At 41.6% G+C, this 12,699-nt stretch carries 10 protein-coding genes; 2 read left to right on the forward strand and 8 right to left on the reverse strand.

What is annotated here, in order from left to right; genetic code table 11:
- Positions 1 to 45: 45 nt before the first annotated feature.
- From ACYRYG_RS02955 to rplU, 4 genes are all read right to left on the reverse strand, one after another.
- Positions 46 to 2,397: a bifunctional dihydroorotate dehydrogenase B NAD binding subunit/NADPH-dependent glutamate synthase gene (locus tag ACYRYG_RS02955; RefSeq protein WP_294729360.1), complete on the reverse strand. Its 2,352-nt coding sequence runs from the start codon at positions 2,395 to 2,397 to the stop codon at positions 46 to 48.
- A gap of 249 nt (positions 2,398 to 2,646) precedes the next feature.
- Entirely contained in the window at positions 2,647 to 3,942 is a 1,296-nt protein-coding gene (gene serS / locus ACYRYG_RS02960; RefSeq protein WP_293417206.1) for a serine--tRNA ligase, read from the reverse strand.
- Positions 3,943 to 4,234: 292 nt separating this feature from the next.
- Positions 4,235 to 4,522 (reverse strand): 50S ribosomal protein L27, encoded by a 288-nt coding sequence (gene rpmA, locus ACYRYG_RS02965; protein WP_293417209.1) that lies wholly within the window; start codon positions 4,520 to 4,522, stop codon positions 4,235 to 4,237.
- Positions 4,523 to 4,539: 17 nt separating this feature from the next.
- Positions 4,540 to 4,857 carry a 50S ribosomal protein L21 gene (gene rplU / locus ACYRYG_RS02970; protein ID WP_293417212.1) on the reverse strand — a complete coding sequence of 106 codons (318 nt, stop codon included), beginning with the start codon at positions 4,855 to 4,857 and terminating at the stop codon, positions 4,540 to 4,542.
- Between the two features lie 862 nt (positions 4,858 to 5,719).
- Here rplU and ACYRYG_RS02975 point away from each other — a divergent pair.
- A complete protein-coding gene (locus ACYRYG_RS02975) occupies positions 5,720 to 6,004 on the forward strand; it encodes an HU family DNA-binding protein (protein ID WP_293417215.1) in 285 nt (94 codons plus the stop codon).
- Positions 6,005 to 6,061: 57 nt separating this feature from the next.
- Complete coding sequence (locus ACYRYG_RS02980; RefSeq protein WP_293417218.1) at positions 6,062 to 6,412, forward strand: nitrous oxide-stimulated promoter family protein; 351 nt, start codon at positions 6,062 to 6,064, stop codon at positions 6,410 to 6,412.
- Between the two features lie 110 nt (positions 6,413 to 6,522).
- On the opposite strand, the gene eno is transcribed toward ACYRYG_RS02980, so the two are convergent.
- The 4 genes from eno to ACYRYG_RS03000 all read right to left on the reverse strand — a co-directional run bounded on the left by eno (position 6,523) and on the right by ACYRYG_RS03000 (position 12,544).
- Positions 6,523 to 7,830, reverse strand: coding sequence for a phosphopyruvate hydratase (gene eno / locus ACYRYG_RS02985; RefSeq protein ID WP_293417221.1), 1,308 nt, complete (start codon positions 7,828 to 7,830; stop codon positions 6,523 to 6,525).
- Between the two features lie 231 nt (positions 7,831 to 8,061).
- Entirely contained in the window at positions 8,062 to 8,700 is a 639-nt protein-coding gene (locus ACYRYG_RS02990; protein ID WP_293417225.1) for a hypothetical protein, read from the reverse strand.
- A gap of 430 nt (positions 8,701 to 9,130) precedes the next feature.
- Positions 9,131 to 9,634, reverse strand: a complete 504-nt coding sequence (gene fldA, locus ACYRYG_RS02995) for a flavodoxin FldA (RefSeq protein ID WP_293417270.1) — start codon at positions 9,632 to 9,634, stop codon at positions 9,131 to 9,133.
- 477 nt (positions 9,635 to 10,111) lie between these two features.
- Positions 10,112 to 12,544 (reverse strand): FAD-dependent oxidoreductase, encoded by a 2,433-nt coding sequence (locus ACYRYG_RS03000; protein ID WP_293425349.1) that lies wholly within the window; start codon positions 12,542 to 12,544, stop codon positions 10,112 to 10,114.
- Positions 12,545 to 12,699 lie beyond the last annotated feature (155 nt).

Below are 12,699 nucleotides of genomic sequence, written 5' to 3' on the forward strand. Positions count from 1 at the left end.
CATGAATATTATTGAGTCCCCATAACCGATAAATTTATTAAGCGATTAATTTTTATCCTGAAGTTTTTGGTCCATGCTTGCCGCCGCACGTCTACCGTCACCCATAGCCAGGATAACCGTAGCACCACCCCGCACAATATCCCCTCCAGCATAAATATCAGGCCGGCTGGACTGCATCTGATCATTGACGACAATAGTATTTTTCCTTCCGAGTTGAAGCCCCTTTATGGATTTTGGAACAAGGGGATTAGGAGATACCCCAATCGCAACGATAACCTGGTCACATTCTATCGTAACGGTTTTGCCTGTTACAACCGGTCTCCGGCGGCCACTCTCATCGGGTTCACCAAGAGTCATAATATCCAGGACAGCTGCTCTCACCCGGTCCTGATCATCAGACAGATATTCTTTTGGATTATGCAAGGTCAGGAAATGAATCCCCTCTTCCTTTGCATGTTTAACCTCTTCAAGACGTGCCGGCATTTCAGCCTCACTCCGCCGGTAAACCAGCGTTACGTCTGCACCAAGACGCTTTGCAGTACGACAGGAATCCATAGCAGTATTTCCGCCTCCAACAACAATGACCTTTTTGCCAATATTAATCGGCGTATCTGTGAGAGGGTTAGCTGCATCCATCAGATTGACACGAGTCAGATATTCATTCGAACTCATGACATTAATAAGATTCTCTCCCGGAATATTCATAAAACTTGGTAATCCTGCACCTGACCCGACAAAAATTCCTTTGAATCCTTTCTCTTCGAGTTCTTCGATCTTAATCGTTTTACCGATAATACAATCGGTATGGAAATGTACTCCCATCTTGCGAAGGTTATCCACCTCCACATCAACAATGCGGTTAGGTAGGCGGAATTCAGGAATACCATATTTCAAAACTCCTCCAATTTCATGAAGAGCCTCGAAGACATATACTTCATAGCCTTTTTTGACCATATCACCAGCAAAACTCAGGCCGGCAGGACCAGAACCGACCACAGCCACCTTAATACCATTTCCGGGGGCAAGAGCAGGAAGGGAGAAGCTGCCACTTTCACGTTCATAATCAGCAGCGAAACGTTCCAGATTACCTATTGCCACAGCCTTTTGCCCCATTCTCAGATGAATACATTTACTTTCACATTGTTTTTCCTGTGGACAGACACGGCCGCAGACTGCCGGCAGGGCAGAAGTATTCTTCAATACCTTGGCTGCCGCAAGAAACTGACCACGCTCAATATTCTTAATAAAAGAAGGAATATTAATATTTACCGGACAGCCTTCTACGCAAGTGGGATTTGCGCAGTCCAGACACCGCTTGGCTTCAGTCAGCGCCATTTCTTTCGTAAGTCCCTGATCCACCTCTTCCAGTCGGGTGGTAGCCCGATAAGTCGGATCAAGTTCTGGCATGACAACACGTGGGATAGCATTCCGCTCTTTCGGTTTCATGGAAGCTCGTAAATCCTTTCTCCACTGAGCATTACGATCTACAAGCACGCTAATAGGATCCTCTGTTGGCTTTACATCCATTTTGATGACAGTAACTTTTTTACCATTCGGATTGACCTTTACAGAATCCAGATGTTTCTGATAATTTTCCATCTTTTCATGCTCAGCATTTTTAAAGGTTCCCATACGCTTGAACATTTCATCCCAATCGACCAGATCTCCATCAAATTCAGGACCATCTATACAGACAAATTTTGTCTTTCCTCCAATTGTTAATCGGCAGGCACCACACATTCCAGTACCGTCCACCATTATCGTATTCAGGGAAACTGAATTAGGTATACCATATTTCTTAGCTAACAGAGAAGTAAACTTCATCATCACAGGAGGACCGATGGCAATTACCCGGTCTACATGCTCACGTTTTAGAACCTGTTCAACGCCTATTGTAACGACACCCTTTTGACCGTATGATCCGTCATCCGTCATAATGATCACTTCATCAGAATATTTCTTAACATCATCCACCATGATGACCAGATTTTTTGTACGGCCAGCTAAAACAGAAATAACCTTGTTTCCGGCTTTTTTCAGAGCCGTGAGGATAGGGAGAATAGCGGCAATACCGATGCCACCACCAGCACAGATGACTGTACCATAATTCTCTATTTCAGACGGATTTCCTAACGGGCCAACAATGTCATGGACACTGTCACCTGGAGTCAGTCGGCATAACTTAGTGGAGGACAAGCCGACTTCCTGAATGACAAGGGTCAACGTGCCCTTTTCCGGATCCGCCTTAGCGATGGTATAGGGCACACGCTCACTGACATTGTCCACTCTAACAATGATAAAATTACCCGGTTTACAGCTCCTGGCTATCAATGGAGCTTCCACTTCCATACAAAAAACTTTATCGGAAAATTGTTCTTTCTTGATGATCTTATACATACAATTGGATTTTATTTTCTATGGATACAAAACAGATTGCTAAGTTTCTATCTTTCTTTCATCAATGCAGGTCTATCTCACAAATCAGGACTAATAAGATAATTATTACGCTCGAAAGATTATATCAGGTTTTCACACCAGCATAATGAAAAACTCTTCTCACACACCTCTATGAATACAGGAGAGTCATTTGTGCTTCTTTAGTATAATCAGAAAAGAGGAGATGCAATCTCCTCTTTTGTCTGATCATCAGTCATCAAAATTTTTATCATCAAGCATCTTGAAACCACAATAGGGGACAAGTGCTTTCGGAACACGAACCCCATCCGGTGTCTGATTGTTTTCAAGAATAGCAGCTACAATGCGTGGTAAGGCTAAGGCAGAACCATTCAATGTATGACAGAGTTCGATTTTCTTGTCATCAGTACGACGGTAACGGCATCTTAACCGGTTAGCCTGATAAGTTTCAAAATTAGACACCGAAGAAACTTCAAGCCATCGCTTCTGGGCAGCACTCCACACCTCGAAGTCATAACAGATAGAAGACGTAAAACTCATGTCTCCACCACAGAGGCGCAGGATATGATAAGGTAATTCCAACTTCTTACAAAGTCCCTCCACGTGATTCAGCATTTCTTTCAAAGAAGTATAGCTATGTTCCGGAGTATCAATACGTACCAGTTCAACCTTATCAAACTGATGTAAACGATTCAAGCCACGGACATCTTTTCCATAGGATCCGGCTTCACGACGGAAACAGGCAGAATAAGCACACAGTTTCATCGGTAACTTTTTCTCCTCCAGGATAACATCCCTGAAAATATTTGTGACCGGAACTTCTGCTGTAGGAATAAGGTAGAGGTCATCCAGATTGCAATGATACATCTGGTTCTCCTTATCCGGCAACTGACCTGTGCCATAACCGGAATCTTCATTCACGGCATAAGGAGGTTGTATTTCCAGATAGCCATCTTTGCGGGCCTCATCCAGAAAGAATGCCTCAAGAGCACGCTGAAAACGGGCCATTTTTCCAATATAGACCGGAAATCCCGCACCGGAAATTTTCACGCCCAAATCAAAGTCCACCAGATTAAATTTCTTGCAAATATCCCAGTGACAAAGTGCGTCAGCGGGTAAATCCGGCATTGTGCCACCATTTTTCACAACTACATTATCGTGAAAATCTTTTCCTTCCGGCACATCATCATTTGGAATATTAGGGATAGAAAGCAACAGATCCGTCATGTCTTTCTGAGACTTTTCCATTACTTCCTGAAGGGCTTTGGAATCGGCTTTAAGATCAGCCACCTCTGTCTTGATCTTTTCCACTTCGTCCTTTTTTCCGGATTTCATCAATCCGCCAATCTGCTTTGAGAGTTGATTCTGACGCTGCTTGTTAGCATCAACTTTCTGTTGAGCCTCACGGCGTATTTTATCAAATTCAAGTACCTTCTCAATAGATTCACGTGCGCCTTCAAAGTGCTTTTTCTCGAGTCCTTTGATCACATGTTCAGTCTCTTCACTGATCTGTTTAAGTGTAAGCATAAGATATATCTATATATTATATTTTATAAATTAAATTCCTTTTAGAAAAAGGCTCTTACAAAGAGCAAAAATACGAAATAAATTTGAGATGTGAAAATCTTTCTTGAAAATTGTAACTAAGAATCAAGCATAATACGGAAAAGATTCGATCAAGAAAAATATGAAAACAATCAGGCGGAGTAGGGTGGCGACTCAGATCGCCTCATCAAGGAATGAATTTCCTAAAATGAAAAAGCCTACTCTCGCATAAGAGCAGGCTTTATTGTTTGTTTGGAATAAGTTTTGTTTTTATTTAGGCCTCTGTCTGAGTTTTCTTAGCATAATCCTCAGGCGTCAGTACCGAAACGGTACTCTTGTTCTTTCTGCCCTTGTGGAAGCTTACGACTCCATCACTAAGTGCATAGAGAGTATCATCTTTACCTTGTGCGACATTGGTACCGGCGAAATGCTTGTTACCGCGTTGACGGACGATGATATTACCCGCAGCGATCTTCTGACCACCCCAGATTTTAATGCCTAATCTCTTCGAAGCCGACTCACGGCCGTTCTTAGAACTACCTACACCTTTCTTGTGTGCCATAATGAATTCCTCCGATTTTAAGCAATTACTTGTTTTACCTTAAGTTCTGTGAAATGGGTACGATGACCGATGTGCTTACGCTCGTCTTTACGGCGATGCATCTTGAAGACCAGGACCTTGTCTCCCTTAACAACGGGATTAACCACCTCAACTACCACTTTTGCACCCTCTACTGTGGGCGCACCGACAGTTACTGCTCCATCTTTATCGACGAGAAGTACCTTGTCAAATTCAACAGTCTTACCTGTTTCGGCATCTTTAATATGATGCACGAAGAGATTTTTGCCCTCTTCAGCCTTGAACTGTTGACCGTTAATTTCTACAATTACGTACATTAATTTTTAATAAAACGGTTTTCTACCGCCAGGCGTCTGCCTGTTCTGACAGAACTTCTCCAAGCCTCTACGGCAAATCGGCAACAAAATTACAAAAAAGATTTCAGACAAATGTTTTACAGATTGAAATTATCTTCTGTTTAACGATTATTAACTGTCAGATTCCTTCTCTTCGATTAAAATACTCAGCAGAAGCAACTTTCCCTAATCACCGTTCTTTATCTTTGTGTTCGCGCACAAAGATGTTGATGTAAGTCAAGAAAATTAAGTCAAAGTAGTCTTATCACAAACTACAAGAGCGTCATTCATAAAAATGTTCTATATTTGCAACAGGCATATTTTAGTTATTGATTGTTTAGATTGGTTATTTGGTTTTATGTTTTGAATTGCAAAGGTTAAGGTTGCAAATAAATTAGGTATTAGGGATAAAAGATTGTTGAAGGATGATCCGGATGGATGCGTGATACCATCCATCCGGCAATAATAAGCGCAGTTACAGAGTGATTCTGAAACTGCGCTTACTATTTTATTATCAATGTCAGTTTGATATCTATCAATTCTAATGATTGATCTTTTCAAAAGCAACAAGGATGATAGTATCATCCTTGATAATGAGATCAAAGATAATTTCATCAACTATTGCTTTAGGACAAATAAAATATAATATGTATTATGATAAATAGATATTGCGAGACACCTACTCAATAGACAGTAGTTCACAAAAAACGGGATCTTATTCTCTCGGTCTGTCATTTTCATAAAAGCATGAATGTTATGTTTATCATTCCATAAAAGCATAATCTCTATTAGGCTTTTATGAATGGAGATTTCTTTGTATATTTGCAGGACAAATACAAAGAATATGAATAAGACCCAATTAACTGCAGCCTTAGCTGCGAAAGTCAACGTCTCAAAATTAGATGCAGCCAGATATGTAAATGCTGTTTTAGGTATCATCGCAGACAATGCTTGTGAAGGAGACGAAGAAGTAAGTATTCCCGATTTCGGGCGTTTTTATGAAAAGCATGTCTCAGAACGTCAAGGCATTAATCCTGCTACAGGAGAAAAAATCGTAATTGAAGCACATGATAAAGTTGTCTTCAAACCTTCCGATAATCTGTGTATTTTCTCACGTAAACATTCTTGATCAACTTTCCTTATAACGTCAGGACTTTATTATCTTTCTTACGAATGCCACATTAAAATGATTTCTTCAAAAGAACGCGATAAGCAGACAGTAAAATTGATGATTCAAATGTACTGCAAACATCGGTTAAAAACTTCTCAGATACCAGAAAAATACCGGCAACTTATCAACTATGCCAACACCCGTCTGGATCATTGTAGTTGGGGAAAGGACAAACCTGCCTGCAAGGACTGTCCTCACCACTGTTTCCTCCCTGAAAAGCAAAAGGAAATTAGAGAAGTCATGAAATGGAGCGGTCCCCGTATGCTCATCTGGAGTCCCCGGTCAGCGTTCAGGCATCTTCTCCAACTATATCACGACAGATTATCCTCACAGCACATTCATGCTCATAACACCCACAAGAAGTGAGCAGGTCAGTTACCCAAATTAAAAAACTGGGGCAACCCTCACGGCTGCCCCGGTTAAAAATATGATCTATTCTACTTGATATTGTTTTTATATAGACAATATCGTTTTATTCATTTCAATTTGCGATAACCATACACAGCCTGAGGTCCTAATTCCTCCTCAATGCGGATCAACTGGTTATATTTAGCCATACGGTCTGTACGACTCATACTACCCGTCTTGATCTGACCGGAATTAGTGGCAACAGCAATGTCGGCAATCGTTGTGTCTTCCGTTTCACCAGAACGATGTGATGTAACCGTATTATAATTATGACGGTGAGCCATTTCGATAGCTTCCAGCGTCTCGGTCAAGGTACCGATCTGATTTACTTTGATCAGAATTGCATTGGCAGCACCCGACTTGATACCCTTCTCCAGGAATTTTGTATTGGTAACAAACAAATCATCACCAACCAATTGCACTTTATGTCCCAGCGCTGTTGTCATCTTAGTCCAGCCTTCCCAGTCATTCTCATCCAATCCGTCCTCGACAGAATCAATAGGATATTTAGAAATCAACTGATCAATATACTGGATCTGTTCCTCATCAGAAAGTTTTTTACCCTTAGGATCCTTGGGCATACCATTGGAGAGTTGCTTATAATTATAATAATATTTGCCATTCTCCTTTAAGGAAAACTCACTGGCAGCACAATCAATAGCGATCGTAATATCTTTGCCTGGTTTATAACCTGCTGCCTGGATAGCATCAACGATACATTGCAAAGCATCCTCAATGCCATTTAATGCAGGAGCAAAGCCCCCTTCATCTCCTACTGCTGTAGAAAGACCCCGTTTCTTCAGTAATTTCTGTAAAGCGTGGAAAGTTTCAGATCCCATACGGATAGCCTCTTTCTCCGAAGGAGCACCGACAGGACGAATCATAAACTCCTGGAAAGCGATAGGTGCATCAGAGTGAGCACCACCATTGATAATATTCATCATTGGCACAGGCATAACATAAGTGTTACAGCCACCAATATAGCGATAAAGAGGAATATTCAAAGCTTTGGCAGCTGTATGAGCAGCAGCAAGGCTTACCCCCAGGATAGCATTTGCACCCAACTTACTCTTAGTAGGTGTACCATCCAAAGCCAGCATCTTCATATCCAGTGCGCGCTGGTTAAGAACATCATCCCCTTCTAATGCCGGAGCGATGGTTTTATTGACGTTATCCACGGCTTTCAATACGCCCTTGCCACCAAAACGCTTCTTGTCTCCATCTCGAAGCTCCAAGGCTTCATTCTCACCCGTTGAAGCACCGGAAGGTACACTGGCACGTCCCATTACACCATTTTCCAACGTGAGTTCTACCTCTACGGTAGGATTACCTCTTGAATCGAGGATTTCTCTTGCATGAATCTTTTGAATTTTCATAAATTTGACAATTTATTTAATGAAATGCATATACACTTTCTTCCTCCTTTACCAAGTGTTTTTCAAAGATACGAAGATTTTTTTGAAATCAATCCGGGGGAAATAACTTTTATCTATAAAAGTAACATAATTTAACGGATCTTTATTCTGACTATTTTCACCCTCTGATATTCAAGTCCATGGAATACAAATTTATATCCAGCAAAATGCCTTCATCATGGGACGGCTGAATTAATTGATCGGACGGATAACCATATTAGAACATTCTGAGCCGTTGAATGACTGTACGGTTGCACGGGAATAACGGTATTTACCTTGAATGCAAATGGTCTCATGGGATTTCTGCCCGATAAAGGTAGCTTGGAACGAATAATGGTCCACGATCTGATGGTATATCCCCGTATGGATAAGATAGGACCTTGGAGGCATCGAGGTAGATGAAGTATACCTAACCGGTGAAGGAAAGATGGAATCCTGTTTATTTAGAGGCATCTCGAGTCCACTTGGAGAATCATAAAAGTTATTATCATAATAGGATGAAGGAAACTTAATGGTTCCCTGGAAGACCAAGTCTTTCAGATACTCCTGCCCTTTCATAATGGACACGGATAATGTATCCTTAAAATCAGATGAAACTTTTACCTCCTTAAGACTGGCTCCCGAATAATTATAGATGAATGTCGTGTCTATATGATATTCCACTGTATCCGTGCAATCACCCTTATCAGAATAAAAATCTATCTTTTCCAACTCATATAAGTCATTAGCAGCCACTGTATGATCCGGGACATTTACTTCATTGTCGCATGAGCACAACGAAATGAAAAAAAAGATAAGTAATGTACAGTTGATTTTTTTATTGTTCCTCATTTAAACTTAAAATTATGATTATTGAAGGTTACGCCATCTCCTCTATCTGTTGTTGTACTGATTCTATTCCAAAGAAGTTACGCTATTTCTGCAAAAATAAACAATTTATTTGATATAGGGAAGAATCTAACTGTTTTTTCTTCCTCTTCGCCAATGCTACTGTGATGTTTAATAACATCTTCCGGAATTCAATCAACCTTATTTATATGACTTAATCCATCCTGAGCAAAAGCTGTTCTGTAAAAGAAATAAGGAAGGTCTCCCGACCTCCCCTATTTCTTACAAAACATTATGAATATGATCAAGAGGAGAAGTCGCTTATTTCTTCCCCTCTCCTTGCTATGGAGAAGGGAGAAAATGGTACCACTGAAGAGCATCAGGCTTTCAGCACAGATCTATCATCAACAGATCCCCCTCAATCTCAAAATCCTTACAGTTCCGGTTTGATCTGTTTGATCCAGGCATCGATACGTTCATCTGTCTTATCACTTTCATTGACCTCATCCAGTGCAAGGCCGACAAATTTACCGTCAATGACCGATTCTGAATCATCATAGGTATATCCCGTGGTAGGAACTGGGCCAATGAATCTTACGCCCTTATCTTTAAGCCCTTTATATAGCTCTGACATTCCTCCACAGAAGGTATCGCTATAACTTTCAGAATCACCACAGCCAAACAATGCAACTGTCTTTCCCTTTAAATCACATTCCTGAAGAGTCTTGAGGCCATCATACCAGTCATCCTGAAAGTCTCCGGCACCCCAGGTGGAAGTTCCAAGTATCAAATTAGTAGCTTCATTAACCTGTTTGGCATTCAATTGGGCCACGTTAATCACGTCATTACCAGACAGGCCGAGTTTTTCTCCGATTCTCGAAGCAATATCCTCACAGATCCCCGTAGAGGATCCATAAATCACATACGTCTTTTTCATCATTCTTTTCATTTAAAAGGTTTAGTACCAATTTTCCTAAAACTCATTCCATATAAATTATGTAATGCTGAATATCAATACTGCAAAGATAATATAAAAAAATGGAATCCACAATACCTAAAAATAATGGATTCCATTCATACTTGTTGATGGGGCAAGAAATTTCACTTTATGCTTTACTCCAGAAGATGCACCTGAAAGGATTCAGCATTATCGTCCATCTTTTCCCATCTCATGCCGTGCTACCAAAGTTGTCACAAAAAATAATCCTGTAAAACACATCACATAAGCCATTTTCTATTCTCCTTCTTAAACAGCAACTCCGCGGTTTACAGACCGTTCTTAAATCTTTCAGCCTTTGCTGGTTGTCTGACTCTTTATCCTTTCCTGCAATTTCCATGCCTGAAATTTGTCAGATGACAAATTGGCTCATTCAGGCAGTTAAAAGATCATCTGTCAGGAGATTAGAATATTATCTTAAATGAAAAGATTCACATTTGACTGCTCTGCACGTTCCATATAGGTTGCCACCCCGCCAATAGTTACTCCATCCAAGAGTTCTTCCTTATGAATACCCATCATCTCCATAGTCATCTGACAGGCGATAAACTCCACGCCATTATCCATGGCCTGCTGACGGAGTTGTTCTAAAGAACCAATATTCTTTTTTCTCATCAAATGGCGCATCACTTTTCCGCCCATTCCCATCATGTTCATCCTGGATAATTTCAGTTTTTTGCTGTTAGAAGGCATCATCCATGAAAACATTCTGCCAAAGAAATCTTTCTTGACTTCAGGCTTATGTTCTTTCTTGATCACGTTAAGTCCCCAAAAGGTAAAGAAAATAGACACCTTTTTTCCTGTAGCTGCAGCACCATTGGCCAGCACGAAAGTAGCTATGGCACGGTCAAGATCATCGCTGAAAAGGATGAAAGACTTATGATTACCTCTGCTGGAAGATGGAGTCTCCATTTGTGGCGCTCTTTTCTCGAAGACCACTTTATGATAGCCATTATCGTCAGATGAAGAGACCAATGTATTACCTGTGCTCATGCACCAGGCCCTGGCGTCTCTTGGAAAACCGGCATCGGTGGCCACTACTTCAATACGCTTTCCGATTGACAGACCATCCATGGCCTCCTTTAATTTCAAAATCGGTCCAGGGCATTGAAGTCCGCAAGCATCAACTTTCAGCGTCTGTATCTGGTCTTTCAGTTCCGGCTGCCCTTTGCCTTTCCCGGTTGCCGCTGAGGGTTCACTTTTGATCTTCTGAGTGGCGACACAATACACTTGATACCCACCGGACAAGTTTCTGACATTCTTATACCCTCTTCCGGTCAATATACGCAAGGCAAGGTAACCTCGCAGACCAACAGCACAGAACAAAACGACCGGTCGATCCACAGGAATTTCACTTATTCGTTCCCGGAGATCATCCAGGGGAATATTCACAGCACCTTTTATAGTTCCCAACTGATATTCATCTTGTGTTCTGACATCAATCAGGCAATTCTTCGATAGGTCCAAATCTCTGACATCACGCCAGTAAATTACAGGCATAGCCCCACAGATGATATTGGCAGCCGTATATCCGGCAATGGCAACCGGATCTTTTGCTGAAGAGTAAGGTGGAGCATAAGCCTGCTCTAATTTGATTAAATCATATACTGTTCCACTATGCTTGATGACCAATGCAAGTTGGTCAATACGTTTATCTACACCATCATGTCCTACACACTGTGCTCCATACAAGCGTCCGCTCTTCGGATCAAAAGTCAACTTAGTCACTACTTGGAACGCTCCAGGGTAATAACCGGCATGGGAAGAGCTTGAGGTAGTACTGCTCAGATAAGGGATTCCCTCTTGTTTGAGTCTTTTTGCAGGAAGTCCTGTGGAACCTACGGTCAAGTCAAAAACTTTTGCAATAGAAGTTCCTATGGCTCCTTCATAAGTTTCCTTGTTGCCGAAAACCATATTGTCAGCTACGATCCTGGCCTGACGGTTAGCAGGTCCGGCAAGGTAGTTGAGCCAAGGTTTCCCGGTCAGCGGATGCGTAAACTCAATAGCATCTCCTACAGCGTAGATTCCCTTGATGGAAGTTTCGAGATAGTCATCTACCTGAATGCCTCTTACCCCTATCTTAATACCAGTCTTCATGGCCAGTTGAGTAGCAGGACGGACCCCGATAGATAACAGGACCAGATCCGTATGAAGGCATTCTCCAGAAGAGAGGAACACCTTGATCTGATCCCCTTCCTTTTCAAAATGTTCTACCCCCCTGCCCAGATAAAGACCTACGCCATGTGCCATCAATTCCTGATGTACGAAGGATGCAATAGAAAAATCAACCGGAGCCATAACCTGATTTGACATCTCAACGATAGAGACCGCTGCTCCTGCAGACCGTAGATTCTCAGCCATTTCAAGACCTATAAAGCCACCACCTACCACAATAACCTGACGGACATCATGACTATCCATATAAGTTTTAATAGCATCTGTATCTTCCACATTACGCAACGTGAATATACCTTTCAGGTCAATACCCGGAAACGGCGGACGGACAGGTGTTGATCCTGGAGAAAGCAACAGTCGGTCATAGGATTCCTCATACTCAGACCCGTCCGTTCGCTTCACTGTCACCGTCTTTGCATCCGGATGAATGGCAGTCACCTCATTTCCTGTACGGACATCAATATTGAATCTCCTGGAAAAATTCTCCGGCGTCTGTACGAATAATTTGTTCCGGTCTGAAATCACTCCTCCTATATAATAGGGTAAGCCACAATTGGCATAAGAAATGTATCTCCCCTTTTCCAGGAGAACAATTTCGGCCGTCTCGTCAGCTCTTCTAATCCGGGCTGCAGCCGTGGCCCCACCTGCAACTCCACCAATAATCACATGTTTCATAAATCTATTCTATATACTCTGTTACTAATAATTTCCTCTGGAAATATTCACAAATATAATCACTTTCTGCCGATCAGACAAGTTTCTCAGAGAAACAATTTCGCCATTAAACAATATTTAACTCTTCTATCACGAATTTTCCATTCCTGCAAGAC

The organism is Segatella asaccharophila (genome assembly GCF_054687055.1).

Excerpts from the sequence above, each read along its gene's own strand:
- ACYRYG_RS02955 (WP_294729360.1), bottom strand. The coding sequence starts at position 2,397 with ATGTATAAGATCATCAAGAAAGAACAATTTTCCGATAAAGTTTTTTGT.
- serS (WP_293417206.1), bottom strand. The coding sequence starts at position 3,942 with ATGCTTACACTTAAACAGATCAGTGAAGAGACTGAACATGTGATCAAA.
- rpmA (WP_293417209.1), bottom strand. The coding sequence starts at position 4,522 with ATGGCACACAAGAAAGGTGTAGGTAGTTCTAAGAACGGCCGTGAGTCG.
- rplU (WP_293417212.1), bottom strand. The coding sequence starts at position 4,857 with ATGTACGTAATTGTAGAAATTAACGGTCAACAGTTCAAGGCTGAAGAG.
- ACYRYG_RS02975 (WP_293417215.1), top strand. The coding sequence starts at position 5,720 with ATGAATAAGACCCAATTAACTGCAGCCTTAGCTGCGAAAGTCAACGTC.
- ACYRYG_RS02980 (WP_293417218.1), top strand. The coding sequence starts at position 6,062 with ATGATTTCTTCAAAAGAACGCGATAAGCAGACAGTAAAATTGATGATT.
- eno (WP_293417221.1), bottom strand. The coding sequence starts at position 7,830 with ATGAAAATTCAAAAGATTCATGCAAGAGAAATCCTCGATTCAAGAGGT.
- ACYRYG_RS02990 (WP_293417225.1), bottom strand. The coding sequence starts at position 8,700 with ATGAGGAACAATAAAAAAATCAACTGTACATTACTTATCTTTTTTTTC.
- fldA (WP_293417270.1), bottom strand. The coding sequence starts at position 9,634 with ATGAAAAAGACGTATGTGATTTATGGATCCTCTACGGGGATCTGTGAG.
- ACYRYG_RS03000 (WP_293425349.1), bottom strand. The coding sequence starts at position 12,544 with ATGAAACATGTGATTATTGGTGGAGTTGCAGGTGGGGCCACGGCTGCA.